At 66.6% G+C, this 26227-nt stretch carries 27 protein-coding genes; 18 read left to right on the forward strand and 9 right to left on the reverse strand.

The genetic code is table 11. From position 1 onward, the window contains the following. Positions 1-166: 166 nt before the first annotated feature. Positions 167-1243, reverse strand: coding sequence for an S-methyl-5-thioribose-1-phosphate isomerase (gene mtnA, locus N0B71_RS00390; RefSeq protein ID WP_259756510.1), 1077 nt, complete (start codon positions 1241-1243; stop codon positions 167-169). Between the two features lie 152 nt (positions 1244-1395). Here mtnA and N0B71_RS00395 point away from each other — a divergent pair, with 152 nt between their 5' ends. The 5 genes from N0B71_RS00395 (at position 1396) to N0B71_RS00415 (ending at position 6438) form a co-directional block, all read left to right on the forward strand. Further along, a complete protein-coding gene (locus N0B71_RS00395) occupies positions 1396-2721 on the forward strand; it encodes a TRZ/ATZ family hydrolase (RefSeq protein ID WP_259756512.1) in 1326 nt (441 codons plus the stop codon). A gap of 314 nt (positions 2722-3035) precedes the next feature. Further along, positions 3036-3734, forward strand: coding sequence for a bifunctional 2-polyprenyl-6-hydroxyphenol methylase/3-demethylubiquinol 3-O-methyltransferase UbiG (gene ubiG / locus N0B71_RS00400; protein WP_259756513.1), 699 nt, complete (start codon positions 3036-3038; stop codon positions 3732-3734). Beyond that, positions 3731-4408, forward strand: coding sequence for an N-acetylmuramic acid 6-phosphate phosphatase MupP (gene mupP, locus N0B71_RS00405; protein ID WP_259756515.1), 678 nt, complete (start codon positions 3731-3733; stop codon positions 4406-4408). The genes ubiG and mupP overlap by 4 nt, the downstream gene beginning before the upstream one ends. Positions 4409-4502: 94 nt before the next feature. Then, positions 4503-5246 (forward strand): YciK family oxidoreductase, encoded by a 744-nt coding sequence (locus N0B71_RS00410; protein ID WP_259756516.1) that lies wholly within the window; start codon positions 4503-4505, stop codon positions 5244-5246. A gap of 265 nt (positions 5247-5511) precedes the next feature. Beyond that, positions 5512-6438, forward strand: a complete 927-nt coding sequence (locus N0B71_RS00415; protein WP_259756518.1) for a GGDEF domain-containing protein — start codon at positions 5512-5514, stop codon at positions 6436-6438. Positions 6439-6708: 270 nt separating this feature from the next. Here N0B71_RS00415 and rluB read toward each other — a convergent pair whose 3' ends face one another. Further along, complete coding sequence (gene rluB / locus N0B71_RS00420; protein WP_442964640.1) at positions 6709-8097, reverse strand: 23S rRNA pseudouridine(2605) synthase RluB; 1389 nt, start codon at positions 8095-8097, stop codon at positions 6709-6711. Between the two features lie 121 nt (positions 8098-8218). Between rluB and N0B71_RS00425 the strand changes: the two genes are divergently transcribed. From N0B71_RS00425 to N0B71_RS00440, 4 genes are all read left to right on the forward strand, one after another. Then, positions 8219-8653, forward strand: a complete 435-nt coding sequence (locus N0B71_RS00425; protein ID WP_259756519.1) for an NUDIX hydrolase — start codon at positions 8219-8221, stop codon at positions 8651-8653. 151 nt (positions 8654-8804) lie between these two features. Further along, complete coding sequence (gene ccoN / locus N0B71_RS00430; RefSeq protein WP_259756520.1) at positions 8805-10232, forward strand: cytochrome-c oxidase, cbb3-type subunit I; 1428 nt, start codon at positions 8805-8807, stop codon at positions 10230-10232. Between the two features lies 1 nt (position 10233). Continuing rightward, positions 10234-10464, forward strand: a complete 231-nt coding sequence (locus tag N0B71_RS00435; protein WP_259756522.1) for a cbb3-type cytochrome c oxidase subunit 3 — start codon at positions 10234-10236, stop codon at positions 10462-10464. Positions 10465-10718: 254 nt separating this feature from the next. Beyond that, positions 10719-10985: a DUF2790 domain-containing protein gene (locus tag N0B71_RS00440; RefSeq protein ID WP_259756523.1), complete on the forward strand. Its 267-nt coding sequence runs from the start codon at positions 10719-10721 to the stop codon at positions 10983-10985. Positions 10986-11233: 248 nt separating this feature from the next. On the opposite strand, the gene N0B71_RS00445 is transcribed toward N0B71_RS00440, so the two are convergent. Continuing rightward, a complete protein-coding gene (locus N0B71_RS00445; protein ID WP_259756524.1) occupies positions 11234-13138 on the reverse strand; it encodes a potassium transporter Kup in 1905 nt (634 codons plus the stop codon). 244 nt (positions 13139-13382) lie between these two features. On the opposite strand from N0B71_RS00445, the gene rimO reads away from it, so the two are divergent. The 3 genes from rimO to N0B71_RS00460 are packed head-to-tail and all read left to right on the forward strand — an operon-like array spanning position 13383 to position 15595. Continuing rightward, positions 13383-14705: a 30S ribosomal protein S12 methylthiotransferase RimO gene (gene rimO, locus N0B71_RS00450; protein WP_259756525.1), complete on the forward strand. Its 1323-nt coding sequence runs from the start codon at positions 13383-13385 to the stop codon at positions 14703-14705. A 52-nt stretch (positions 14706-14757) separates the two neighbouring features. Beyond that, positions 14758-15219, forward strand: a complete 462-nt coding sequence (locus N0B71_RS00455) for a DUF1456 family protein (protein ID WP_259756526.1) — start codon at positions 14758-14760, stop codon at positions 15217-15219. Between the two features lie 7 nt (positions 15220-15226). Then, positions 15227-15595 carry a DUF2784 domain-containing protein gene (locus tag N0B71_RS00460; protein WP_259756527.1) on the forward strand — a complete coding sequence of 123 codons (369 nt, stop codon included), beginning with the start codon at positions 15227-15229 and terminating at the stop codon, positions 15593-15595. Here N0B71_RS00460 and N0B71_RS00465 read toward each other — a convergent pair. Beyond that, positions 15543-17120 (reverse strand): ArnT family glycosyltransferase, encoded by a 1578-nt coding sequence (locus N0B71_RS00465; RefSeq protein ID WP_259756528.1) that lies wholly within the window; start codon positions 17118-17120, stop codon positions 15543-15545. The two genes, N0B71_RS00460 and N0B71_RS00465, sit on opposite strands and share 53 nt — an antisense overlap. 173 nt (positions 17121-17293) lie before the next feature. Here N0B71_RS00465 and N0B71_RS00470 point away from each other — a divergent pair, with 173 nt between their 5' ends. Beyond that, positions 17294-18067, forward strand: a complete 774-nt coding sequence (locus N0B71_RS00470; RefSeq protein ID WP_259756529.1) for an SDR family oxidoreductase — start codon at positions 17294-17296, stop codon at positions 18065-18067. 190 nt (positions 18068-18257) lie between these two features. Next, positions 18258-18956 carry a tRNA (N6-threonylcarbamoyladenosine(37)-N6)-methyltransferase TrmO gene (tsaA, locus tag N0B71_RS00475; protein WP_259759702.1) on the forward strand — a complete coding sequence of 233 codons (699 nt, stop codon included), beginning with the start codon at positions 18258-18260 and terminating at the stop codon, positions 18954-18956. A gap of 8 nt (positions 18957-18964) precedes the next feature. Here tsaA and N0B71_RS00480 read toward each other — a convergent pair whose 3' ends face one another. Then, entirely contained in the window at positions 18965-19267 is a 303-nt protein-coding gene (locus tag N0B71_RS00480; protein WP_259756530.1) for a putative quinol monooxygenase, read from the reverse strand. Positions 19268-19327: 60 nt separating this feature from the next. On the opposite strand from N0B71_RS00480, the gene N0B71_RS00485 reads away from it, so the two are divergent. Further along, positions 19328-19741, forward strand: a complete 414-nt coding sequence (locus tag N0B71_RS00485) for a VOC family protein (protein ID WP_259756531.1) — start codon at positions 19328-19330, stop codon at positions 19739-19741. Positions 19742-20095: 354 nt separating this feature from the next. Here N0B71_RS00485 and fpr read toward each other — a convergent pair whose 3' ends face one another. After that, a complete protein-coding gene (fpr, locus tag N0B71_RS00490; RefSeq protein WP_259756532.1) occupies positions 20096-20872 on the reverse strand; it encodes a ferredoxin-NADP reductase in 777 nt (258 codons plus the stop codon). Positions 20873-21091: 219 nt separating this feature from the next. Here fpr and N0B71_RS00495 point away from each other — a divergent pair, with 219 nt between their 5' ends. Next, positions 21092-22018 (forward strand): LysR family transcriptional regulator, encoded by a 927-nt coding sequence (locus N0B71_RS00495; protein ID WP_259756533.1) that lies wholly within the window; start codon positions 21092-21094, stop codon positions 22016-22018. A 194-nt stretch (positions 22019-22212) separates the two neighbouring features. Here N0B71_RS00495 and N0B71_RS00500 read toward each other — a convergent pair whose 3' ends face one another. Beyond that, positions 22213-22584, reverse strand: a complete 372-nt coding sequence (locus N0B71_RS00500) for a diacylglycerol kinase (protein WP_024765290.1) — start codon at positions 22582-22584, stop codon at positions 22213-22215. A 107-nt stretch (positions 22585-22691) separates the two neighbouring features. Beyond that, complete coding sequence (gene erdR, locus N0B71_RS00505; protein ID WP_259756534.1) at positions 22692-23342, reverse strand: response regulator transcription factor ErdR; 651 nt, start codon at positions 23340-23342, stop codon at positions 22692-22694. 265 nt (positions 23343-23607) lie between these two features. Between erdR and N0B71_RS00510 the strand changes: the two genes are divergently transcribed. After that, entirely contained in the window at positions 23608-24486 is an 879-nt protein-coding gene (locus N0B71_RS00510) for a DMT family transporter (protein ID WP_259756535.1), read from the forward strand. 213 nt (positions 24487-24699) lie between these two features. Here the strand turns inward: N0B71_RS00510 and N0B71_RS00515 are convergent, their stop codons facing one another. After that, positions 24700-25416 carry a tRNA-uridine aminocarboxypropyltransferase gene (locus N0B71_RS00515; protein ID WP_259756536.1) on the reverse strand — a complete coding sequence of 239 codons (717 nt, stop codon included), beginning with the start codon at positions 25414-25416 and terminating at the stop codon, positions 24700-24702. A 398-nt stretch (positions 25417-25814) separates the two neighbouring features. Here N0B71_RS00515 and N0B71_RS00520 point away from each other — a divergent pair, with 398 nt between their 5' ends. Further along, positions 25815-26222 carry a quorum-sensing-regulated virulence factor family protein gene (locus tag N0B71_RS00520; RefSeq protein ID WP_259756538.1) on the forward strand — a complete coding sequence of 136 codons (408 nt, stop codon included), beginning with the start codon at positions 25815-25817 and terminating at the stop codon, positions 26220-26222. Positions 26223-26227 lie beyond the last annotated feature (5 nt).

Raw genomic sequence — 26227 nt, forward strand, 5'->3', positions numbered from 1 at the left:
CGCCATCAAAGCGCCACCGACTCTCTACAAATCAACGACTTGGCCGCTGATCCGCGATGCTGTGGGGGGCGAAAAAATGCCCCATCAAGAACCGTCGGAGCTTACCACAAGCCAGGGTCAAACCCTACCCTTGCCCAAGCCCCTCGATGAATTGCCGCAGGCCCCGTCAGTGCAGGCGCTTGCGGCTCATCAGCTGGGCCATCCGCTCGGCGTCCGGGCGCTCGACCACGCCGCGCTCGGTCACGATGGCGTCGATCAGATCGGCCGGGGTCACGTCGAACACCGGATTGAAGGCTTCGACGTCGGCCGCGACACGTTTGCCGCCGATTTCCAGGAGTTCGCGACCGTCGCGCTCCTCGATCGGGATGTCCTCGCCGCTTTCCAGGCCCATGTCGATGGTCGAACTGGGCGCCACAACCATGAAGCGCACGCCATGGTGCATGGCGGTCACGGCCAGCTGGTAGGTGCCGATCTTGTTGGCGACGTCGCCATTGGCGGTGATGCGGTCGGCGCCGACGATGACCCAGGTGATGCTTTCGGTCTTCATCAGGTGCGCGGCGGCCGCATCCGCATTCAGGGTGACCGGAACACCCTCGTTGGCCAGCTCCCAGGCGGTCAGGCGAGCGCCCTGCAGCCAGGGGCGGGTCTCGTCGGCGTAGACGCGCTCGATCAGCCCTTCCAGGTGCGCTGCGCGCAGCACGCCCAGCGCGGTGCCGAAGCCGCCGGTGGCCAGGGCGCCGGTATTGCAGTGGGTGAGGATCTTCTGCGGGCCGCCGTGGTGCTTGCGGATCAGGTCCACGCCCAGCTGGGCCATGGTCAGGTTCGCCTCGCGGTCGCTTTCGTGGATCGCCACGGCCTCGGCCTCCAAAAGCGGCAGCGGGTCCTCGCCCGGCTTCAGGCGCTCCAGGCGGTCGCGCATGCGGTTCAGCGCCCAGAACAGGTTGACCGCCGTGGGACGCGATTCGGCGAGGACGGTGAAGTCCTCCTCCAGCGCCGCGCGCCAGTCGCCGCCGGCGGCCACACGGGCGCGCAGGCCCAGCACCAGGCCATAGGCGGCAGCGATGCCGATGGCCGGCGCGCCCCGCACCACCATCTGACGGATGGCGTCGGCGACGCCCTCGGCCGTCTCGTAGGACAGCCAGGTTTCCTCCAGCGGCAGCAGGCGCTGGTCCAGCAGTCGGAGTGTGCCCTTGCGCCAATCAATGGCCGTGACCCGTTCGGCCGCCAACAGTCGCTCACGCATGGAACACCTCTTCATTTCAATGGAATCGCGGGCCGCTCCGGCGCCACGGAAATCGCCCCGGAAACACCGGGAAACGGCGGAGTATACCGAGCCTTAGGCCCCGGCGCTCGGCTATACTCGGCGCCTTTATCCACGCGCCCAGGATGCGCTTCATGCCGACCGAAAAAGTCCCGCTCGACCTGCTGCTCTTCCCCACCTGGATCGTCCCCGTGGAGCCCGCCGGCGTCGTCCTGCGCGATCACGGCCTGGGCATCCGCGACGGCCGCATCGCCCTGCTCGCCCCGCGCGCCGAGGCCCTGCGCCACCCGGCCACGGAAACCCGCGAGCTGCCGGGCATGCTGCTCTCCCCCGGTCTGATCAACGCCCACGGCCACGCGGCGATGAGCCTGTTCCGCGGCCTGGCGGACGACCTGGCGCTGATGACCTGGCTGCAGGAGCACATCTGGCCGGCCGAGGCCAAATGGGTCGGCGAAGACTTCGTCCGCGACGGCACCGAGCTTGCCATCGCCGAGCAGCTCAAGGGCGGCATCACCTGTTTCTCGGACATGTACTTCTTCCCGCAGGTCGCCTGCGAGGTGGTGCACAAGGCCGGTGTGCGCGCGCAGATCAGCGCGCCCGTGCTGGATTTCCCGGTGCCCGGCGCGCGCGACGCCGACGAGGCGATCCGCCAGGGCCTGGCGCTGCGCGACGACCTCAAGCACCACCCACGCATCAAGGTAGCCTTCGGCCCGCACGCGCCGTACACCGTCAGCGACGACAAGCTGGAAAACATCCTGATGCTGGCCGAGGAACTGGACGCCGGCATCCACATGCACGTCCACGAGACTGCCTTCGAGGTCCAGCAGGCGCTGGAGAAGCACGGCGAACGCCCGCTGGCCCGCCTGCACCGCCTCGGCCTGCTCGGGCCGCGCTTCCAGGCCGTGCACATGACCCAGGTGAACGACGAAGACCTGGCCATGCTGGTGGAAACCAACAGCTCGGTGGTGCATTGCCCGGAATCGAACCTCAAGCTGGCCAGCGGCTTCTGCCCGGTGGAGCGGTTGTGGCAGGCCGGCGTCAACGTCGCCATCGGCACCGATGGGGCGGCCAGCAACAATGACCTGGACCTGCTCGGCGAAACCCGCACCGCCGCCCTCCTGGCCAAGGCCGTGGCTGGCCAGGCCACCGCCCTCGATGCCCACCGCGCCCTGCGCATGGCCACACTGAACGGCGCCCGCGCGCTGGGCATGGAGCAGGAAACCGGCAGCCTGGAACTGGGCAAGTCGGCCGACCTGACCGCGTTCGACCTCTCCGGGCTGGCACAACAGCCGGTGTACGAGCCGGTTTCCCAGCTGATCTACGCCAGCGGCCGCGACTGCGTGCGCCACGTGTGGGTTGGCGGCAAGCAGCTGCTGGACGACGGCAGGCTCACCCGACTGGATGAGGAGCGGCTGATTGCCGTGGCGGGCGAGTGGGGTCGGAAGATCGCCGGGGGCTGACCCCGCGTTTGCAAGCCCCCTCTCCCCAGCCCTCTCCCTGAAGGGAGAGGCGGCGTTCCGAGCGGAGCGAAGGTTTCTGCGTTTCCAGCCACCACGGCATCAAGCGATGCGCCAGTATCAAAGCTCGCGCCGATCCAGTCCCCTCTCCCTTCGGAGCGGGGCGCGCCGCCAGGGTTAGGGAGAGGGAAGCCGTGGGCGCAGACACCGCCAGGAAACGGAAGCTGCGACAATCTGTCATGCCGCGCCCCATCCATTCCGCGAAGCTGGCATCATAGTCAGCCTTCGTTTCCAGCTTTTCGATCAATAGGGACACCATGAGCAACGTCGACCACGCCGAGATCGCCAAATTCGAGGCCCTCGCCCACCGCTGGTGGGACCGCGAAAGCGAGTTCAAGCCCCTGCACGACATCAACCCGCTGCGCGTCAACTGGATCGACGAGCGCGTCAGCCTCGCCGGCAAGAAAGTGCTGGACGTCGGCTGCGGCGGCGGCATCCTCAGCGAAGCCATGGCCCAGCGCGGCGCCACCGTCACCGGCATCGACATGGGCGAAGCGCCCCTGGCGGTCGCCCAGCTGCACCAGCTGGAATCCGGCGTGCCGGTGGAATACCGCCGCATCACCGCCGAAGAGCTGGCCGAGGAAATGCCCGGGCAGTTCGACGTGGTGACCTGCCTGGAGATGCTCGAACACGTGCCGGACCCGGCCTCGGTCATCCGCGCCTGCCACAAGATGGTCAAGCCCGGCGGCCAGGTGTTCTTCTCCACCATCAACCGCAACCCGAAGGCCTACCTGTTCGCCATCGTCGGCGCGGAATACGTGATGCGCCTGCTGCCCCGCGGCACCCACGACTTCAAGAAATTCATCCGCCCCTCCGAGCTGGGCGCCTGGTCGCGGGATGCGGGCCTGGCGGTCAAGGACATCATCGGCCTGACCTACAACCCCCTGACCAAGCACTACAAGCTGGCGGGCGATGTCGACGTCAACTACATGATCCAGACCCTGCGCGAGGAGTGAGTCGCATGCTCAGAGCGGTTCTCTTCGACATGGACGGCACGCTGCTGGACACCGCGCCGGACTTCATCGCCGTGTGCCAGGCGATGCTCAAGGCCCACGGCCGCGCGCCGGTGGCCGACCAGCGCATCCAGGACGTGGTTTCCGGTGGCGCCCGCGCCATGGTCGCCGCGGCCTTCGACATGGATCCGGAAGCCCCCGGCTTCGAGCCCCTGCGCCAGGAGTTCCTCGACCGCTACCAGGCGCATTGCGCCGTGCTCACCCGCCCGTATGAAGGCATGGCCGAGCTGCTGGACAGCATCGAGCAGTCGCGCCTGATCTGGGGGGTGGTGACCAACAAGCCGGTGCGCTTCGCCGCGCCGATCATGGAGCAACTGGGCCTGGCCGAGCGCTCAGCCGTGCTGGTCTGCCCGGACCACGTGAAGAACAGCAAGCCGGACCCGGAAATGCTCCTGCTGGCCTGCAGCCAGCTCAAGGTCGACCCGTCCGAGGTGCTGTTCATCGGCGACGACCTGCGCGATATCGAATCGGGCCGCGCCGCCGGGACCAAGACCGCCGCCGTGCGCTACGGCTACATCCACCCGGACGACAACCCCGCGCACTGGGGCGCCGACGTCATCGTCGACGCGCCCCGCGACCTGCTCGCCGTCCTCGATCGCGCCCTCTGCAGCTGCTGAAGCAGCAGCCCAAGCCACACGCCGCAAGCCTCAAGCCTCAAGCCCAAAGCCGCACGGTGCCGCTTGTCGCTTGCCGCTCTCCGAAGGAGCCCCCATGTTCGACTATTCCGCCCGCCCCGACCTGCTCAAGGGCCGCGTCATCCTGGTGACCGGCGCCGGTCGCGGCATCGGCCGGGCCGCCTCGCTGGCCTTCGCCGCCCACGGCGCCACCGTGCTGCTGCTGGGCAAGACCGAGGACTACCTCAACGAGGTCTATGACCTGATCGTCGCCGCCGGGCATCCGGAACCGGTGGTGATCCCGCTGAACCTGGAAACCACCCAGCCCCACCAGTACGACGAACTGGCGGCCACCATCGAGCAGGAGTTCGGCAAGCTCGACGGCCTGCTGCACAACGCGTCGATCCTCGGCCTGCGTTCGCCCATCGAGCAGATTTCCACCGAGAACTTCACCCGCGTCATGCAGGTGAACGTCAACGCCATGTTCAGCCTCACCCATACCCTGCTGCCGCTGCTCAAGCTCTCCGAGGATGCCTCGGTGGTCTTCACCTCCAGCAGCGTCGGCCGCAAGGGCCGTGCCTACTGGGGCGCCTACGCGGTATCGAAGTTCGCCACCGAAGGGCTGATGCAGGTGCTGGCGGACGAGTGCGAGGATATCTCCAGCGTGCGCGCCAACAGCGTCAACCCCGGCGCCACCCGTACCGCCATGCGCGCCCACGCCTACCCGGGCGAGAACGCCTTCAACAACCCGGCGCCCGAAGAGATCATGCCGGTCTACCTGTACCTGATGGGCCCGGACAGCAAGGGCGTGAATGGCCAGGCGTTCAACGCCCAGGACTGATTCACTCCGCAAGATACGGTACGGACGTACCAGCGGCGTCGGCCTGTAGCCCAGCAACGACGCCGCTTCCCGCCAATTTTCCGGCTCCGCTTACCGGCGCCCTCCGGCAAAGTGCCATCATTTCGCCAGACTTCTGGCGAAACCTCCCTCGCTGCGGAACCCCGACCGCCACCGGTCGGTCAATACGGCGTCTTTTCAGGCCTTTTCCTGCCCTGGCACGGAAATCGCTCTGTCCTTCGCAAACGCCGTAAAAATGGTCACCGCCATGGTTCCTCCCAAGCAGTCCAACACCATCGATTTCGATGCCGCCAAGCTCCAGCGCGCCACCAGCCAGGACCTCCGCAAACCCTCGCGGCGTCCGCTGGAACTGCTGGAGCTGCGCCAGCAGTTGAACCTGCAATTGCAGGTGAGCCTGGAGGCGGAGCGCATCCTGGCGGTGTTCTTCCGCGAGATCCAGCAGTTGCTGCCCGTGGAGTACCTGGCCTATGCCCATGCCGGCGCCGACCTGCGCCTGGAGTTCGGCGACGCGGCGCGGCACAGTGCCGACTACCGCCTGACCCATGGCAGCGAATACCTGGGCGAGATCAGCTTCCGCCGCGCCCGGCGCTTCGCCGAGGCCGAGCTGGCGCAGCTGGAGTCGCTGATGGCCTGTCTGCTCTATCCGCTGCGCAACGCCCTGCTCTACCGCGCCGCCGTGCAGTCGGCGCTGCGCGACGCGTTGACCGGCACCGGCAACCGCATCGCCATGGACCAGACGCTGACCCGCGAGGTCGAGGTCGCGCGGCGCCATCTGCTGCCGCTGTCGATCCTCATGCTCGACCTGGACCACTTCAAGCAGATCAACGACGAGTACGGCCACAGTGTCGGCGACGATGCCCTGCGCGCCGTGGCCACGGCGCTGAAGAACAGCCTGCGCAACGTCGACATGGTATTCCGCTTCGGTGGCGAGGAATTCCTCGTGCTGCTCTCCAACACTCCCGGCGTTGCTGCCGTGCAGGTGGGCGAACGGCTGCGCGCTGCCGTGGAAGAGCTGAACCTGGCCGTCAACGGCAAGCGCTTGCCGCTGTCGATCAGCCTGGGCTGCGCCACGCTCCATGGCGGCGAGTCGGTGGACGACCTGCTGCGCCGCGCCGATGCCGCGCTGTATGAAGCCAAGCGCGACGGACGCAATCGGCTGGCCTGCGCCAGCTGATCCGAAGGCCTTCCGTTCCCTGAGTTCACCAACGGACCACGGCGTCGCCGGGGCTGGACGGTAGGAGCGCGCGCCATGGGCGCGATCGCGGGCATGGCCCGCTCCTACACGCGCTTGAACACCTGTAGGAGCGAGCTTGCTCGCGAACCCGCCTGATGTCGGAGCCGCCGGGATACTCGTTCGCGAGCAAGCTCGCTCCTACCAGGCCTCCGGCCAGCAAATCCCAGGCAATAAAAAAGGGCTCCGAGGAGCCCTTTTGACCGCTATCGCTTAGCGCTTGAAGCCCGGACGCATGCCGTCACCGGCAGCCTGCGGACGACGCTTGGCGATCGGCTTGCGCGCCGGCTTGCCGGGACGCTCGGCCAGCGGAGCACCCTGCTCACGCGCCGGACGGTCGCTCGGTGCCTTGCGCGGAGCGCGGCCTTCGCCGGCATCGCTGCGCGGGCCACGGGCCGGACGCTCGGCGCCATCGCGCGGCGCGCGGGCAGGACGATCACCGCCGGCATCACGCGGTTTGCGCGGAGCGCGACCTTCGCCAGCGTCGCTGCGCGGGCCACGGGCCGGGCGGTCACCTGCGTCACGCGGAGCACGGGCGGGACGATCACTGCCCACATCGCGCGGCTTGCGCGGCGCGCGGGTGTCGTCGCCGCGCGGGGCGCGGGCCGGACGCTCGTCGCCATCACGCGGTGCACGGGCCGGGCGCTCGCCAGCGGCCGGACGCGGAGCGCGTTGCGGACGCTCGCCTTCGGCGCGCTCGGTGCGGGTACGCGAGCCACGGCCCGGACGCTCGCTGGGCGCCAGCTTCTTGCCGAGCTTGCGCTCCTGGCGCTCGACCTTTTCCTTGGTCTTGGTGGATACCGCCGGCAGGGCGACCGGCGCCAGGCCGACCTCCTCGCTGAGGATGTCCAGCTCGCGCTGGCCCATCTCGCGGTAGCGGCCCATGGTCAGCTCGGAAGTCAGGAATACCGGCCCGAAGCGCACGCGCTTCAGACGGCTGACCACCACGCCCTGGGACTCCCACAGGCGGCGGACTTCGCGGTTACGGCCTTCCATCACCACCACGTGGTACCAGTGGTTGAAACCTTCGCCACCGGGCGCTTCCTGGATGTCGCTGAACTTGGCCGGGCCGTCCTCGAGCATCACGCCGGCTTTCAGGCGCTCGATCATCTCTTCGTCGACTTCGCCGCGCACGCGCACGGCGTACTCGCGGTCCATCTCGTAGGACGGGTGCATCAGGCGGTTGGCCAGTTCGCCGTCGGTGGTGAACATCAGCAGGCCGGTGGTGTTGATGTCCAGGCGGCCGACGTTGATCCAGCGGCCGCTGCGCAGGCGCGGCAGACGGTCGAACACGGTGGGGCGGCCTTCCGGGTCGTCACGGGTGCAGACTTCGCCTTCGGGCTTGTTGTAGATCAGCACGCGACGGACGTGCTCTTCGATCTTCTCGCGCTTGAGCAGGCGGTCGTCGACGGCGATGGCATCGCGGTCGCCCACGCGCTGGCCGAGGGTGGCCACAGCACCGTTGACCTTGACGCGGCCTTCTTCGATCCAGGCCTCGACGTCGCGGCGCGAGCCGACGCCCATGCGGGCGAGGACTTTCTGCAGTTTCTCGCCGGCCGGGGCTGGGGTAAGTTCTTCAAGGTTTTCGTGCGTGTCGGTCATCTGGGCACCTCCCGGTGTGGCATGCAACGAATAAAAAGGTCGCGCATCATACGCGCTTGCGGGCGGCAAAGCACCGTCCGCAGTCGGGAAAGACTAGCCGACTTGAACGGGGAATGAAGCCATGCAGCACGAAGACGACTTCACCGGCGCCAAGCTCGCGCTGTTCCACGCCGGCCAACTGGTGGTCTACAAGCGCGACGACAAGCCCGGCATCCCCTACCCCGGCTGCTGGGATTTCCCCGGCGGCGGCCGCGAGGGCCGCGAAACCCCGGCGCAATGCGCGCTGCGCGAGCTGGAGGAAGAGTTCGCCCTGCGCCTGGACGAGCCACGCATCGAATGGCAGCGCCGCTACCCCGCCACCCACGGCCCGGCGCCCTGGGCGTGGTTCCTGGTGGCGCGGCTGGAGCAGGCCGAGTTCGAGGCCATCCGTTTCGGCGACGAAGGCCAGTACTGGCGCCTGATGCGGGTTAGCGAATACCTCGCCCACGACCAGGCAGTGGATTACCTGCAGGAACGCCTGCGGCATTTCCTCGCAGGGCGGCTGGACATCGCCTGATACCGCGCCAGCGGCCGCTGATCCGTATTTGCGCGGCCTATCTGAATCTGTTTCCTGCCCGCGCATTTTCCTAGATTGCCCGCTCACCGGAGCGCGCCGGACGTGAAGTCCCTGGCGCGCCCGGACGTTCTGTCACAAGCGGGAATCCAGCATGAACACGAAAAGCACGGAGCAGGCGTACAACTACAAGGTGGTTCGCCAGTTCGCCATCATGACGGTGGTCTGGGGCGTCGTCGGCATGGCCATGGGGGTGCTGATCGCCTCCCAGCTGGTCTGGCCGCAACTGAACCTGGACCTGCCATGGACCAGTTTCGGACGCCTGCGTCCGCTGCACACCAGCCTGGTGATCTTCGCCTTCGGCGGCTGCGCACTGTTCGCCACCAGCTACTACACGGTGCAGCGCACCTGCCAGACGCGGCTGTTCTCCGACAGCCTGGCGGCCTTCACCTTCTGGGGCTGGCAGGCGCTGATCGTGGTGATGCTGATCAGCCTGCCGCTGGGCTACACCACCACCAAGGAATACGCCGAGATCGAATTCACCGGCGCGGTGTGGATGGCCATCGTCTGGGTCGCCTACGCCGTGGTGTTCTTCGGCACGCTGATGAAGCGCAAGACGTCGCACATCTATGTGGGCAACTGGTTCTTCGCCGCCTTCATCCTGGTCACCGCGATGCTGCACATCGTCAACCACCTGGCGATTCCGGTGGACTGGTTCAAGTCCTACCCGGTGTACGCCGGCGCCACCGACGCCATGGTGCAGTGGTGGTACGGCCATAACGCGGTGGGCTTCTTCCTGACCACCGGCTTCCTGGGGATGATGTATTACTTCGTGCCCAAGCAGGCCGGGCGCCCGGTGTACTCCTACCGCCTGTCCATCGTGCACTTCTGGGCGCTGATCACCCTGTACATCTGGGCCGGCCCGCACCACCTGCACTACACCGCGCTGCCGGACTGGGCGCAGAGCCTGGGCATGGTGATGTCGCTGATCCTCCTGGCGCCGAGTTGGGGCGGCATGATCAACGGCATGATGACGCTGTCCGGCGCCTGGCATAAGTTGCGCACCGATCCGATCCTGCGCTTCCTGGTGGTGTCCCTGGCGTTCTACGGCATGTCCACGTTCGAAGGCCCGATGATGGCCATCAAGACCGTCAACGCCCTCTCCCACTACACCGACTGGACCATCGGCCACGTGCATGCCGGCGCCCTGGGCTGGGTAGCGATGATCTCCATCGGCTCGCTCTACCACCTGATCCCCAAGGTCTTCGGTCGCGAGCAGATGCACAGCATCGGGCTGATCAACGCGCACTTCTGGCTGGCCACCATCGGCACCGTGCTGTACATCGCCTCGATGTGGGTCAACGGCATCACCCAGGGCCTGATGTGGCGGGCGGTCAATGCCGACGGCACGCTGACCTACTCCTTCGTCGAAGCGCTGGCTGCCAGCCACCCCGGCTTCGTGGTGCGCATGAGCGGCGGCCTGATGTTCCTCGGCGGCATGCTGCTGATGGCCTGGAACACCTGGATGACCGTGCGACAGGCGCGCCCGGAGGCCATGCGCGTTGCCGAGCGGATGGCCTGAGATGACGCCCTGGCTGGAATTGGGCGGCCTGCTGGCGCTGTACCTCGGCGTCGGCTGGAGCCTGCGCGCGCACCGTGGGCGCGATATCGAGGAGGCCAGCATGCTGCCCTTCGCCGACGACGAGGAGGTCGCCCGGCGCATGGAGAAGGCCACGGGCCGCAGCCGCACCGGCTGCGCCTGCCCCGGCCGCTGCCGGGGCGACTGCCGGCACTGGCGCGACTGGCAGCCCTAGCGCGGCCCCTGACGGAGACACCTGCGACAGAGCGCCGCATCACCTCCATCAATTTTCATTAGCAAGCACATCAATTTCCCGGCGGGAGCCGCGAGGAGGAATATCACTCCCGTGCCCCGCCACCTGATGGACGCCTGACGCATCGTCCCCTGTCCTGTCTGGACCCCAGGACAGACATCATCGATGCCAGTGCTCCCCGGTGGGGCTTTCAAACCCATTCAAGGGCCACAGGCCCTTCACCGAGGAAATACAGAATGAAGCTTGCCTCTGTCGTGTCGGCTGTCATCTCCAGCCTCGCCCCGATGGCTTTTGCCCAGGACGCAATCAAGAACCCCGGCGCCGATCTGCCGGTCACCGAATACCACTACGGCATGTCCCTGGACGTCGACAAGGTTCTGCACCGCACCGACAACTCCGGCAAGGTCGGCATCGTGCCGGCATACATGGTCTACCAGGATCATCAGGGCGAGACTCACAAGGTCCGCTTCCTCGAATGGGGCGGCAGCACCAGCCAGGGCTGAGCCTCACCGCGCATCGTCCTCCGGCCGTCTTGGCCAAACCCCGCGAGCCTGTGGTGGCGGTCGGAGGGCGATCCTGACATCCCCGTCTGAAAAATCTTCCCCCCTGTAGGAGCGAGCTTGCTCGCGAACCTGCCTGGCTCTGCTGCTGCCGGGAAATCCGTTCGCGAGCAAGCTCGCTCCTACAACGTGCCCACAGCCGCCCCAATAAAAAACGCGCCCATCGGCGCGTTTTTTCATGCAGCGAAAACTCAGATTTCCACCTGCGTCCCCAGCTCGATTACCCGGTTCAGCGGCAGATTGAAGTACCGCAGGTTGCCGTTGGCGTTCTTCAGCAGGAAGGCGAACAGCGCCTCGCGCCAGCGCGCCATGCCGATCAGCTTGGACGGGATGACCGTCTCGCGGCTGAGGAAGTAGGTGGTGCGCATCGGGCTGAAGTCCAGCTCGTTGAGGTGGCACAGCTTGAGCGCCTGCGGGATGTCCGGGTCCTCCATGAAGCCGAAGTGCAGCACCACGCGGAAGAAGCCTTCGCCATAGGCATCCACCTCGAAGCGGCGGTCCGGCGGCACGCGCGGGCTGTCTTCGTTGACCACGGTGAGCAGCACGACCTGCTCATGCAGCACCTGGTTGTGCAGCAGGTTGTGCAACAGCGCATGGGGCACGGCGTCGGTGCGCGCGGTGAGGAACACGGCGGTGCCCTGCACGCGATGCGGCGGCTGCGAGCGGATGCTGGAGATGAACAGCGGCAGCGGCAGCGAGCCCTCGTCGAGGCGGTCCACCAGCAGCTGGCGGCCGCGCTTCCAGGTCGTCATCAGGATGAACAGGCCGATACCGGCGACCACCGGGAAGGCACCGCCCTGGACCACCTTGGGCAGGTTGGCGGCGAAGAACAGCGTGTCGACGAACAGCATCATCAGGAAGAACGGAATCGCCAGCCACAGCGGCCACTTCCACAGCAGCCAGATCACCACGCCCATCAGCAGGGTGGTCATCAGCATCGTGCCGGTCACCGCCACGCCGTAGGCCGAGGCCAGGGCAGCGGAAGACTCGAAGCCCAGCACCAGCAGCACCACGCCCACCATCAGCGCCCAGTTCACCATGCCGATGTAGATCTGCCCCTGCTCGTGGCTGGAGGTGTGCTGGATCACCATGCGCGGCACGAAGCCGAGCTGGATGGCCTGGCGGGTCAGCGAGAACGCGCCGGAAATCACCGCCTGGGACGCGATCACCGTGGCCGCGGTGGATAGCGCCACCATCGGCACCAGCGCCCAGCCCGGCGCGGTCAGGTAGAACGGGTTACGCGCGGCCTCCGGGTTGACCAGGATGGTCGCGCCCTGGCCGAAGTAGTTCAGCACCAGCGCCGGCAGCACGAGGGCGAACCAGGCGCGGGCGATGGGCTTGCGGCCGAAGTGGCCCATGTCGGCGTACAGCGCTTCGGCGCCGGTCAGCGCCAGCACGGTGGCGCCGAGGATGGCCACGCCGATGCCCGGGTGGGAAATGAAGAAATTCACCGCCCAGGCCGGGTTCATCGCCTTCAGCACTTCCGGCTCGCGCGACACGCCGTAGGCGCCGAGCGCCGCCAGCGCCACGAACCACGCCACCATCACCGGCCCGAAGAGAATGCCGATGCGCGCCGTGCCGTGCTTCTGGATGAGGAACAGGCCGACCAGCACGATCAGCGAAAGCGGCACCACCCAGTGCTCCAGGCCGTCGAAGGCGATCTCCAGGCCCTCGATGGCCGAGAGCACCGAGATCGCCGGGGTGATCATGCTGTCGCCATAGAACAGCGCCGCGCCGATCAGGCCGGCGACCACCACCATCGCCTGCAAGCGGTGCTTGCCGGTGGCGGCGCGGCGGGCCAGCGCGGACAGCGCCATCACCCCGCCCTCGCCCTGGTTGTCGGCGCGCAGCACGAAGATCACGTACTTGATCGACACGACCCAGATCAGCGACCAGAAGATCAGCGACAGCACCCCCAGCACGCCATCGTGGTTGGCCTGGACGCCATAACCACCGATGAAGACTTCCTTGAGGGTATACAGCGGGCTGGTGCCGATATCGCCGTAGCAGACGCCCACGGCGCCGACCATCAGGCCGATCGCGGAGCTGGAATGGGGCTGCTCATGCTCAACGGTGCCGGCGCTTGCATCGGACATGTAACAAGATTCCTCAAAAAAATTCGGCGCATCCTGCTCCGACCCTTTCGTCGATGCAAGAGCCGAGTACGAAGGTTCTGAATGACTATAGAGCCTGTTGCCCACAATTACCGGGCAAACCGGGCTGTCAGGCGGCGTGCGACAGCTTGTCCCAGAGAGGCTGGTCAAGTGCGCGGGACGCCGCTAGAATTGCGCACTTTTTGATCAGAGGCGCCGCCAGCGCGCCCTTCGAGGTTAGCCGCACATGTCCACCGCCACACCCAAAGTAGGATTTGTATCGCTCGGATGTCCGAAAGCGACTGTCGACTCCGAACGAATCCTCACCCAGCTGCGCATGGAAGGGTACGAAATCGTCCCCACCTACCAGGACGCAGACGTGGTGGTGGTGAACACCTGCGGCTTCATCGACAGCGCCAAGGCCGAGTCCCTGGACGCCATCGGCGAAGCCATCGCCGAGAACGGCAAGGTAATCGTCACCGGCTGCATGGGCGTCGCCGAAGACAGCATCCGTGACGTGCACCCCAGCGTGCTGGCCGTGACCGGCCCGCAGCAGTACGAGCAGGTGGTCAACGCCGTCCACGAGGTGATCCCGCCCAAGGCCGAGCACAACCCGCTGATCGACCTGGTGCCGCCGCAGGGCATCAAGCTGACCCCGCGCCACTACGCCTACCTGAAGATTTCCGAAGGCTGCAACCACAGCTGCAGCTTCTGCATCATCCCGTCCATGCGCGGCAAGCTGGTCAGCCGCCCGGTGGGCGACGTGCTCAGCGAAGCCCAGCGCCTGGTCAAGGCCGGCGTCAAGGAACTGCTGGTCATCTCCCAGGACACCAGCGCCTACGGCGTGGACCTGAAGTACAAGATGGACTTCTGGGACGGCCAGCCGGTGAAGACCCGCATGCTGGAGCTGTGCCAGGCGCTCTCCTCCATGGGTGTATGGGTGCGCCTGCACTACGTGTACCCGTACCCCAACGTCGACGACGTGATCCCGCTGATGGCCGAGGGCAAGCTGCTGCCCTACCTGGACATCCCCTTCCAGCACGCCAGCCCGAAAGTGCTCAAGTCCATGAAGCGCCCCGCGTTCGAGGACAAGACCCTGGCGCGCATCAAGAAGTGGCGCGAGATCTGCCCCGAGCTGACCATCCGCTCCACCTTCATCGTCGGCTTCCCCGGCGAGACCGAGGAAGACTTCCAGTACCTGCTGGACTGGCTGACCGAAGCCCAGCTCGACCGCGTCGGCTGCTTCCAGTACTCCCCGGTGGAAGGCGCGCCGGCCAACGACCTGGGCCTGGACGTGGTACCCGACGACGTCAAGCAGGACCGCTGGGAGCGCTTCATGGCGCACCAGCAGGCAATCTCCGCCGCGCGCCTGCAACTGAAGATCGGCAAGGAAATCGACGTGCTGATCGACGAAGTGGACGATGAAGGCGCGGTCGGCCGCTCCTTCGCCGACGCCCCGGAAATCGACGGCGCGGTGTACATCGACACCTTCGATGTGAAGCCGGGCGACAAGGTGCGCGTGCGCATCACCGACGCCGACGAGTACGACCTCTGGGCCGAACTGGTCTGATCCGCAAAGCCCCGCCGATGCGGGGCTTTTCATTTCTGCTATCGGGATGCACATGACCAACAACGACGTACTGCGCAGCCTGCGCTACCTGCTGGACATCCGCGATGCGCAGGTGGCCGAGATCGCCGCGCTGGCCGGCTTCAACCTCAGCACCGAGGACATCGGCGCCTTCCTCGCGCGCGACGACGAGCCGGACTTCAAGCCATGCAGCGACCGCGTGCTGGCACATTTCCTCGACGGCCTGATCGTGCATCGCCGCGGCCGCGACGAATCGCGCCCGCTGCCGCCGGTGGAGCTGCCGCTGACCAACAACATCACTCTGAAGAAGCTGCGCGTGGCCTTCGAACTGCGCGACGACGACATCCTGGCGATCCTCGACAGCGTTGGCTTCATCGTCACCAAGGGCGAGCTGGGCGCGCTGTTCCGCAAGCCCGGTCACAGCAACTACCGCCCCTGCGGCGACCAGTTGCTGCGCAATTTCCTCAAGGGCCTGACCCAGCGCCAGCAGCGCTGAGGCTGCCGTGCTCTACCGCCTCGCCGCCGACGCCGTGGTGCTGCTGCACCTGGGGTTCATCCTCTTCGTGCTGCTCGGCGGCCTGCTGGCGCTGCGCTGGCCGCGCCTGGCCTGGCTGCACGTGCCAGCGGCGGCCTGGGGCATGGCGGTGGAATTCCTCCACCTCTACTGCCCGCTCACCCCACTGGAAAACCACTTCCGCGCCCTGGCCGGCGGCCAGGGTTATCCGGGCGGGTTCATCGAGCATTACCTGATCCCGCTAATCTACCCCGCCGGCCTGACCAAGGCGACCCAGGTCGTCCTTGGCGCGGTGGTGGTGGCAGTCACCGTGCCGCCGTACCTGCTCCTGCTGCGCCGGGCGCTGCGCTCGCGCTGACAGCCAGCGGCAGATAGGCCAGGCTGGCCTCCTTGTTCTTCGCATGGCCCAGGCGCTGGCCATTGTTGAGCGTCGATTCGATCAGCCGGTGATCGGCCAGCAGCCAGTTCAGCGGCTTCGTCCCTTCGTGGGTCACCTGGGAAATGATCAGCGTGCGCGCCGGGTCCCACTCCTCGCCAGTGCGCTGACGTAGCCAGGCGAACAACGCGGCGCTGTCGCCCTGTGGGTAACCGGAGTGGACATAGAAGAACGGGTGCGCCTGGGGCTGGCCACGCTGCTCCAGGTACATCGGCAACCGCGCATCGTCATCGCCGAGGACCAGCACTCGCCATTGCGACCAGGGCGCGGTCTGTTCCGCCGCGGCGCGCACGTCCCTGGCAAAGACTGGAATCCCGCCGCCGCCATTGCTCCACGGGTACGCCACGCCCAGCACCAGCAGCATTGCCACCGCACCCGCTCCTACCAGGCGCGGCCAGACGCGTCTCAACCCCGCCAGCCCGCGCTCCTGCCGCGACTCCACCACCCACCAGGCCCCCAGCAACTGGGCGAAGGGCACCAGCGGCAACACGTAGTAGCTGCGCCGGCTGCCGCTGGCGGTGAAGAACACGAACAGCAACAGCAGCGCCCAGACCAGCCAGCGCGCGTTGGGCGCCAGGTGCTGCCAGCGGCGCGCGGCGAACCACAGACCGAGCATCCACAACGGCGCCCAGGGCAGCGTGTACGCGGGCAGGTACAGCAGGTAGGTGTAGATCGGCCCCTCGTGGTCGAAGGGCTGGAAGAAGCGCACCACGTTCTCGCGGAACACCAGCGCCAGCCCACTCTCGCCATAGCTGGGCTGGCCATACAGGTGCGACAACACGAAGGGAATCGCGTACACGGTGCCAGCCACCAGAAGCCCTGCCACCAGGCGCAGGTTCAGGTGCCGGCGCCAGCGCCCCTCGCTGAACAGGTGTGGCAGCAACACCAGCCCGGGCAGGATGAAGCCGATCAGCCCCTTGCACAGCGAGGTCAGCGAGAGGATCAGGAAAAAGCCCAGGTAGCCGGAGAAGCGCGTGTCTTCCGGGTCACGCCAGTACCAGGCCAGTGCCGCCAGCACGCCGAACACCGTGAGCATGTCCGCCGTCGCCACCCGCGCCCAGAACAGGAAGTAGAAGGTGGTCGCCAGCAGCCAGCCGGCCAGCAACCCGGTACCCTTGCGCAGCAGGCGCTCGCCCAGCCACCCGGTCAGCCAGACGCTGCCCAGCCCCGCCAGCACACTGCTGGCGCGCAGCGTCCAGTGATTGAGACCGAACAGGCTGGCCGGCGCGGTGATCAGCCAATAGGACAGCAAGGGCTTGTCGTAATACGGCGCGCCGCGCAGGTACGGGTCGAAGTAATCGCCCGACTGCAGCATCTGCAGGGCGATATCCGCCCAGCGCACCTCCGGCCCCCACACCTCACGCGCCCACAAACCGGCGACCAGCATGACCAGCGTGGCGCCCAGCAACAGCGCCAGCGACTTGCGCTCCTTACTCCAACCTTGCATCACCCGGCCCCCGGCCTCTCGAACGTGCGCGGGACACTAGGGCAGCGAAGGTTATGCGCCGGTTAAGAAAATGCAGCCACGGCGTAATGCGCCGGCATTTGCCGTTTGGATAGTGCTCGGAGCGCCCCGGCGATCCCGCTAGGGTGAGGCCACCCCCCACTCAGGAGAGCCCCATGCACCCGTACTTCTCCCTCGCCGGACGCACCGCGCTGGTCACCGGCGGCACCCGTGGCATCGGCCGGATGATCGCCCAGGGCCTGCTCGAAGCCGGCGCCGACGTGATCATCTGCGCCCGTGACGGCGCCGCCTGCGCCGACACCGCCGCCGAGCTGTCGCAATACGGCCACTGCATCGGCCTGCCAGCGAACCTCGCCACCGAGGAAGGCGCCCGCGCCCTGGCCGACGAGCTGAACGAGCGCCTGGACCATCTGGACATCCTGGTGAACAACGCCGGCACCACCTGGGGCGCGCCGCTGGACAGCTATCCGGCCTCGGGCTGGGAGAAGGTCATGCAGCTCAATGTCACCGCCGTGTTCAGTTGCATCCAGCAACTGCTGCCGCTGCTGAAGAAAGCCGGGAGCGCGCAGAACCCGGCGCGGGTGATCAACATCGGCTCGGTGGCCGGCGTCACTTCCCACGGCGAGAACGCCTACGCCTACGGCCCGAGCAAGGCCGCACTGCACCAGCTGTCGCGCATGCTCGCCCGTGAACTGGTGAGCGACCATATCAACGTCAACGTCATCGCCCCCGGCCGCTTCCCCAGCAAGATGACCCGCCACATCGCCAACGACGAGCAGGCCATGGCCGAGGACACCGCCGTGATCCCCATGCGCCGCTGGGGGCGCGAGGAAGAGATGTCCGCCCTGGCGATCAGCCTGGCGAGCGCCGCCGGCGCCTACATGACCGGCAATATCATCCCCATCGACGGCGGCTTCCACCTCGGCTGACCTTGGCAAAACCTGCTGCGCGTCGGCATAGCGGCGTTGAAAGCAGGCGCTGAATGCTCATTTACGACATGTAAACTGCGCTTCATCGCCTGCTTTCGCCTTGCTCTGCTCTAGCTCGCAAGGTTTTGAGCAACTTCTGAAAAGCTTCGAATCGGGTACCATGGCGGCCCCTGCAACCGCACCCGCCGCCATGTCCTACAGCATCTCGCCGATCGGCCACGTCCGCTCCTGCTTCAAGGAGAAGTTCGCCATCCCGCGCCAGCCGCAACTGGCCCCGGCCGCGACCGGCGTGCTGGAATTGCTGCCGCCGTTCGACAGCGGCGATGCGGTGGCGGGCCTGGAGCAGGTCAGCCATGTCTGGCTGATCTTCCTCTTCCACCAGGCGCTGGAAGACAAGCCGAGGCTGAAGGTTCGCCCGCCGCGCCTGGGCGGGAACCAGTCCATGGGCGTGTTCGCCACCCGCGCCACCCACCGGCCCAACGGCCTTGGCCAATCAGTGGTGAAGCTGGAGAAGGTCGAGCCCGGTCGCCTGTGGCTGTCCGGCATCGACCTGCTGGACGGCACGCCGGTGATCGACATCAAACCCTACGTGCCCTACGCCGACATCGTTGCCGACGCCCGCAACGCCATCGCCGACACGCCCCCCGCGCCCATCGCCGTGCACTGGAGCGACGAGGCCCTGCGCCAGGCCCATGAGCATGGCCTGCGCCTCGGCCAGCCGGTGCGCGAGCTGATCGAGCAATGCCTCGCCCAGGACCCGCGCCCGGCCTACCAGAAGCCGCCGCCCGAACGCCGCTACGGCGTGCGCCTGTGGGACCTGGACGTGCACTGGCACTACCCCGCCGACGGCGAGATCCGCGTCCTGGACCTGCAACGCGCCGCCGACTGAACACCGCGTCAATCTACCGGATTGAGGGCGACCACATCGCTCTCGAAGCACGTCTGCTCGACGATCAGCGGCTCCACCAGCGGCCGGCTGTCGCGGAAATGCGCGGTTTGCGTATGCGCCTCGTAGGCCGCGTCATCGCGATAGATCTCGTAGAGGTAGATCACGTCCGGATCGAGGCGATCCTGGGATACATCGAAGACCAGGCAGCCGGGCTCGCTGGAGACCGAAGCGGCGGCGTTGGCCTTGATGGCGTGGAGAAAGTCGTCGGCGCTGCCGGGCTTTACGCGGGTCCTGATGAACAGACTGTACACAGGGCGTTCCTTTTGTTTTAAATTTGAAAACAAATTGTATACAAAAAAGGAACCGCGTCCATGTCCGATCTCCCTGCCCGCCCCGGCCGCCTCAACGGCTTGCGCCACCTCGCCCTGCTGGTGCCGAACCTCGAGGAATGCGAGCGCTTCTACGTCGACGTGCTCGGCATGCAGGTGCTCAACCGCGCCAACGAGGACCTGGTCTACCTCACCTGCGGCAACGACAACCTCTCCCTGGGCCGCGGCGCCGGTGCGGCCAACGGCCTGCAGACCATGGACCACTACGGCTTCATCGTCGACAGCGTGGAGGAACTGGAAGCCTGGTATCAGTACTTCAAGGCGCGCGGCGTGACCCTGCTGGATCGCCCCTTCGACCATGGCGACGGCGCGCGCAGCTTCCACCTGCTCGACCCGGCGGGGAACAAGGTGCAGCCGCTGTATCACCCGGCGGTTTCCGGGCAGCGCCTGGCCTGACGCCCCTGTAGGAGCGAGCTTGCTCGCGAACGGCAACACGCCGTGGCCTACCCCACGGAATAATGCGCCTTGCTTGACGCCCTTGTAGGAGCGAGCTTGCTCGCGAACGGTAAGGCACCGTGCCTTGCAGGTTCGCGAGCAAGCTCGCTCCTACGAAAAGCAGGTCGTATCGGTTGGCGCTCATGGGTTCAACCCGCACCGAACGGTCCCCTATCCCTCAGCAGCGGGGCTCGCAGCCAGGGTTAGGGTTTGGGGCTCTTGCTTCATAAAATCCGCGCATAAAAAAACGCCGCGCTCCCAAGGGAGCCGCGGCGTTCTTTCGACCGAAGCGTCGTGCGCTTCTTACTTCTCGGCTTACTTTTCTACGAAGGCGCGCTCGATCAGGTAATCGCCCGGCTCGCCCATGCGCGGCGAGATGGTCAGGCCGAAGCCGTTAAGCACTTCGCTGGTCTCGTCGAGCATGCTCGGGCTGCCGCAGATCATCGCGCGGTCGTCCTGCGGATTCATCGGTGGCAGGCCGATGTCGGCGAACAGCTTGCCGCTGCGCATCAGGTCGGTCTGGCGGCCCATGTTGCGGAACTCTTCACGGGTGACCAGCGGGTAGTAGATCAGCTTCTCTTTCACCATGTCACCGAAGTACTCATGCTCCGGCAGAACCTTGGTGATGAAGTCCGCGTAGGCCAGCTCGCTGACCCAGCGCACGCCGTGGACCAGGATGACCTTGTCGAACTTCTCGTAGACTTCCGGATCCTGGATGACCGACAGGAACGGCGCCATGCCGGTGCCGGTGCTCAGCAGGTACAGGTGCTTGCCGGGCTTGAGGTCATCCAGCACCAGGGTGCCGGTGGGCTTGCGGCTGACCATCAGCTCGTCGCCTTCCTTCAGGTGCTGCAGACGCGAGGTCAGCGGACCATCCGGGACCTTGATGCTGAAGAACTCCAGGTGCTCTTCGTAGTTCGGGCTGGCGATGCTGTACGCGCGCATCAGCGGACGACCGTTGACTTCCAGGCCGATCATCACGAACTGACCGGTCTTGAAGCGCAGACCCGGGTTGCGGGTGGTCTTGAAGCTGAACAGGGTGTCGTTCCAGTGGTGCACGCTGAGAACGCGCTCGGTGTACAGGTTGCTCATCAAGGACTCCTAGGAGAAACGTGGCGCACCCCAGCAGATCCCGGACGTAGCGCAATTGCGCGACATTTTATAGGCGGCGACAATATCCGCAAAATAAATTATCTGGATATTGCTAATCCAAAACGCAGATAAGGCCGTCACGTCGCCGCCAAAGGATACCGTCAGGGGCTTCCTACATCGGGGTGACGAAATGTCGCGCAGCGTCTGCCGGAGCCCCCGATGAAGTTCACTCTGCGCCAGCTCGAAGTCTTCGTTGCCGTCGCCCAGCAGGAAAGCGTCTCCCGTGCCGCCGAGGCGCTGTCCATGTCGCAGTCGGCCACCAGCACCGCGCTGGGCGAGCTGGAGCGGCAGTTCGATTGCAAACTGTTCGACCGCTCCGGCAAGCGCCTGACCCTCAACGCCCTCGGTCGCCAGCTGCTGCCCCAGGCGGTGGCCCTGCTCGACCGTGGCAGCGAAATCGAGAACATGCTCAACGGCAAGAGCGCCTTCGGCTCGCTGGACCTGGGCGCCACCCTGACCATCGGCAACTACCTGGCCACGCTGCTGATCGGCACCTTCATGCAGCGCCAGCCCGACTGCCGGGTGCGCCTGCACGTGCACAACACCGCCCATGTGGTGCAACGCGTGGCGCATTACGAACTGGACCTGGGCCTGATCGAAGGCGATTGCCAGCACCCGGACATCGAGGTGCAGCCGTGGATGGAGGACGAGCTGGTGGTGTTCTGCGCTCCGCAGCACCCACTGGCCAGCGAGGGGCGCGCGAGCCTGGAACAGCTGACGGAAGAAGCGTGGATCCTGCGGGAACAGGGCTCGGGCACGCGGCTGACCTTCGACCAGGCCATGCGCCACCACGTGGAGCCGCTGAATGTGCGGCTGGAGCTTGAGCACACCGAGGCGATCAAGCGCGCCGTGGAGTCGGGGCTGGGGATCGGCTGCATCTCGCGCCTGGCGCTACGCGATGCATTCCGCCGCGGCAGCCTGGTGCCGGTGGAGACCCCGGAGCTGGACCTGCGCCGGCAGTTCTATTTCATCTGGCACCGGCAGAAGTACCAGACCGCGACCATGCGCGAGTTCCTCGAACTGTGCCGCAGCGAAACCGCCGGGGTGACGCGCAGTGACGATATCGTCCTGCCGATGATTCCCTGATGGGCGCTCGCCCTGCGCTCTGCGCTTTTCGGAGGAGCGGACTTCGTCCGCGATCCGCCCCGCGACGAGGATCATTGCGGACGAAGTCCGCTTCTACAGGAGTTTCATGCCACCTGTAGGAGCGAGCTTGCTCGCGAACGGAAAAAAAAGCACCGAGCCTTGCAGGTTCGCGAGCAAGCTCGCTCCTACGAGGACTAACCCAGCAGAATGCCTGCCCAGGTCACGGTGATGATGGTCAGCGCCACGAACTGGGCGGCACTGCCCATGTCCTTGGCGTTCTTCGACAGCGGGTGGCGCTCCAGGGAGACCCGGTCCACCACCGCCTCGATGGCGGAGTTGAGCAGCTCGACGATCAGCGCCAGCAGGCACACGGCGATCATCAGCGCGCGCTCGCCACGGGTCACGTCGCAGAAGAACGACAGCGGGATGAGGATGACGTTGATCAGCACCAGCTGGCGGAAGGCGGCCTCACCCTTGAAGGCGGCGGCGAAACCGGCCAGGGAGTAGCCGGCGGCATTGAAGATGCGTTTCAGGCCGGTCTGGCCCTTGAAGGGGGAAGCGGACACGTGCGGTTCTCACAGGCAAAGGTCGCGGCACTCTATACCAGCGATCGTCAAAAAGGGGTCAAGGCCATTACAGAATGTGACGGCCCCAGCGCCGAAGCGTGAAAGCCTCAGGCCCCCGGCACCGACTCCATCTGCGCCAGCAACAGCGCCGCCTGGGTGCGGGTGCGCACGTTCAGCTTGCGGAAGATCGCCGTGACATGCGCCTTCACCGTGGCTTCGGAGACGCTCAGCTCGAAGGCGATCTGCTTGTTCAACAGGCCCTCGCAGACCATGGTCAGCACGCGGAACTGCTGCGGCGTCAGGCTGGCCAGGCCGGCGCTGGCCGCGCGGACTTCCTCGCTCATCTCGGTCACGGCATCCACCTGCGGCGGCCACCACACATCCCCGTCGAGCACCGCGCGCACGGCCTGCTGCAGGGTGCCCAGGTCGCTGGACTTGGGAATGAAACCGCTGGCGCCGAACTCGCGGGAGCGCTGTACCACCGCGGCCTCTTCCTGGGCCGAGACCATCACCACCGGAATCTGCGGGTACTGCCCGCGCAGCAGCACCAGGCCGGAGAAGCCGTAGGCGCCGGGCATGTTCAGGTCCAGCAGCACCAGGTCCCAGTCGGCCTTCTCGTTCAGCCGCACCTCCAGCTCCGCGATACTCGCCGCCTCGGACAGTCGCGCCTCGGGGCCCAGGCCGATGCTCAGGGCCTGGTGCAGAGCACTGCGGAACAGCGGGTGATCGTCAGCGATCAGGATCTCGTAGGAAGCCATGAATTTTCCTTGAAGGCCGCGCCAATGTCCCGCCGTGGATAACAGCCGGGCTTGCGCAGGAAAGGTCGGAGCACGGATAGAGCACTGCTTGCCGCATTGTACGCAAAGACCAGCGCCGGTGTCCGCCGCGAATGCGTCCTCCACAGTACTCGCAGTATGGCCTGGAAGCCCCTGCCACTGTGCCCGCCAGGAACCCGCGCCCCTTTCCAAAGGCCGGGCGTTACGGCAGAGTTCCGCTTTTTTTCCTGCCTGTTACGAGAACACGATGAAAAGCCAAGCGCTGCGCGCCGATATCCTGATGTTGTTCACCGCCATGATCTGGGGGGTGTCCTTCGTCGCGCAGCGCCTCGGGATGGATGCCATCGGTCCCTTCCTCTATACCGGCCTGCGCTTCACCCTCGGCGCCGTGGCGCTGCTGCCACTGCTGGCCTGGTCGAGCAAGCGTGGCGCCCAGCCGTTCAACCGCGGCCTGCTGTTCGCCGGCCTGGCCATCGGTACCGCGCTGACCGTGGGGATCAACCTGCAGCAGGTCGGCCTGATGTTCACCAGCGTGACCAACTCCGGCTTCATCACCGGCCTGTACGTGATCATCGTGCCGCTGCTCGGCCTGCTGATCGGCCATCGCGCCGGCATGGGCACCTGGCTGGGCGCCGCGCTGGCCGTCATCGGCATGGCGATGCTGAGCATCGGCCCGGACTTCCACGTCGCCTCCGGCGACTGGCTGCAACTGACTGGCGCCTTCGTCTGGGGCGGCCACGTGCTGCTGGTGGGCCTGTTCGCCAGCCGCTACGACCCGATCCGCCTGGCCTTCCTGCAGTTCGCCACCTGCGCGGTGGTGAGCATGATCCTGGCGCTGGTGTTCGAGGAAATCCACCTGGACGCCATCATCCAGGCCGGCCCAGCCCTGATCTACGGCGGCCTGTTCGGCGTCGCCACCGGTTTCACCCTGCAGGTCATCGCGCAGAAGCACGCCATCGCTTCCCACGCGGCGATCATCCTCTCGCTGGAGGCCGTGTTCGCCGCCATCGCGGGCGCGCTGTTCCTCGACGAAACCCTGCACCTGCGTGGCTACGCCGGCTGCGCACTGATGCTCGCCGGCATGCTGGTGGCGCAGCTGTGGCCGAAGCGGGCTGAAGCGGCCTGACCGCCTTCGGGTCCGTAGCGATGCGGTTCGCGGCTGCCGTGGCCACCCGGGTAGGATGGCGTTGAGCGCAGCGATACCCATCGCCCCATAGCAGCGGGAGTATCCCCTGGGCTCCCCACCCTGCGGTTCAGCTCAGCGCCCAACTGTAGGAGCGCGCCATGCGCGCGATCGCGGGCATGGCCCGCTCCTGCACTAGGCGCAGGAACAATCCGATCAACGCTGGGTAAACGGCCTCAACGCCAGATGCGCCGGGCTCTGCTCATCCAGCGGCTGCTGGCGCTTGGAGCCCAGGTAGCGCTCGCTGAACACGTCCAGGTAGGCGTCCAGTGCATCGCCGGCGCGGCGGTCGCCGGCCAGGCCCAGGCACAACGCGGCCACCTCGGCGGTGCACAGGTGCTCGTCGAATTTGGAGCGGCGCAGGCGGTAGCGCGACAGCGCGTCGGGGGTGATGCTCAGCACCGGGAAGCGGTCGAGGTACGGGCTCTTGCGGAACATCTTGCGCGCTTCGTTCCAGGTGGCGTCGAGCAGGATGAACAGCGGGCGCTTGCCGTCCTGCGGCTCCACCGTGGTGACCACGCGCTCGGGCGGGACGAACTCGCCGGGGAACACCACGTACGGCTGCCACTGCGGATCATCGAGCAGCGCCAGCAGCGCCGGGTCCACCTCGATGCGCGACCAGCCGAACGCCCAGGTCTCGGGCACCGTCTCGGCGATCAGCCAGCCGGTGTTGCTCGGCTTGAGCGGCTCGGTATCGAACATCACCAGGCACATCGCCGAATGGCACTCCACCTGCGGGCGCAGGCTGCACATGCAGTAGTTCGGCCGCAGGCGGCAGCCAGGGCAGCGCGGCGAGCGCGACCCACGGGCGAGGAACGGCTTCAGGCAGCGGGCCAGGCGCTCATCGCGCAGGCGGGCGACGGCGTGGCTCATGGGGTGGCCACCAGGGTGCGGAGGATCGGACGATACATCGAAGGCTCGAACGGGACGACGGTTACGGACCGCGATTGTACCAGAGCCGCCGCCCGCCTCCCTGCGGGCGGCCCGGCGGTTTCTTGCGCCCAGGGCCTTCGGGCTGTGGTTCAGGGCCGGACGGGGATCTCCTGTCGGTACGCTCCCTGGTAGTTGCACCGTTGGCGTGGGCGGCGGGCTCACCGGCCGCGACTGTCTCCCTATCCTTTGACGCGGTTGGCCGCCCGGCGACGGGAGCGGCGGCCTGAGGTAACAGTTTCTCGGCAGGCGGGCCGTTTTAAGGGACAATAGGCGGCTTGTGACCGGCGAACCCGGAAGGTTTGCCATGGTCGAATCGGCACCATTGTCAGGAGATGCCCATGCTGCGCCTCACCGCCCTCGCCCTCTGCCTCGTCATTCCCGTCGCGCACGCCGCGTCGAAGAAGGACTTCGAACTGACCCAGACCCTGGAAAAGGTCGCCAAGGAAAGCAGCGAAGGCACCCCGCGCGCCATCAACGAGGACATCCTCGACCAGGGCTACACGGTCGAAGGTCCGCAACTGATCAACCACCTGAGCGTGCGCGCCAGCCATGCCCAGCGCATGCGCGAAAACCCCGACAGCGTGCGCAGCCAGCTGGGCGACAGCGTCTGCGGCAACACGGCCTACCGCCAGCTGCTGGCAAAGGGTGCGATCCTCACGTACAGCTTCACGGAGTACAAGACCAACGCACCGGTCGCCACCGAGCGCTTCGACGCCGGCAGCTGCAAGATCAAGCTGCAGAAGTAAGCCGC

It is taken from the genome of Pseudomonas sp. GCEP-101 (assembly GCF_025133575.1).
Taxonomy (GTDB): Bacteria; Pseudomonadota; Gammaproteobacteria; order Pseudomonadales; family Pseudomonadaceae; genus Pseudomonas; species Pseudomonas nitroreducens_B.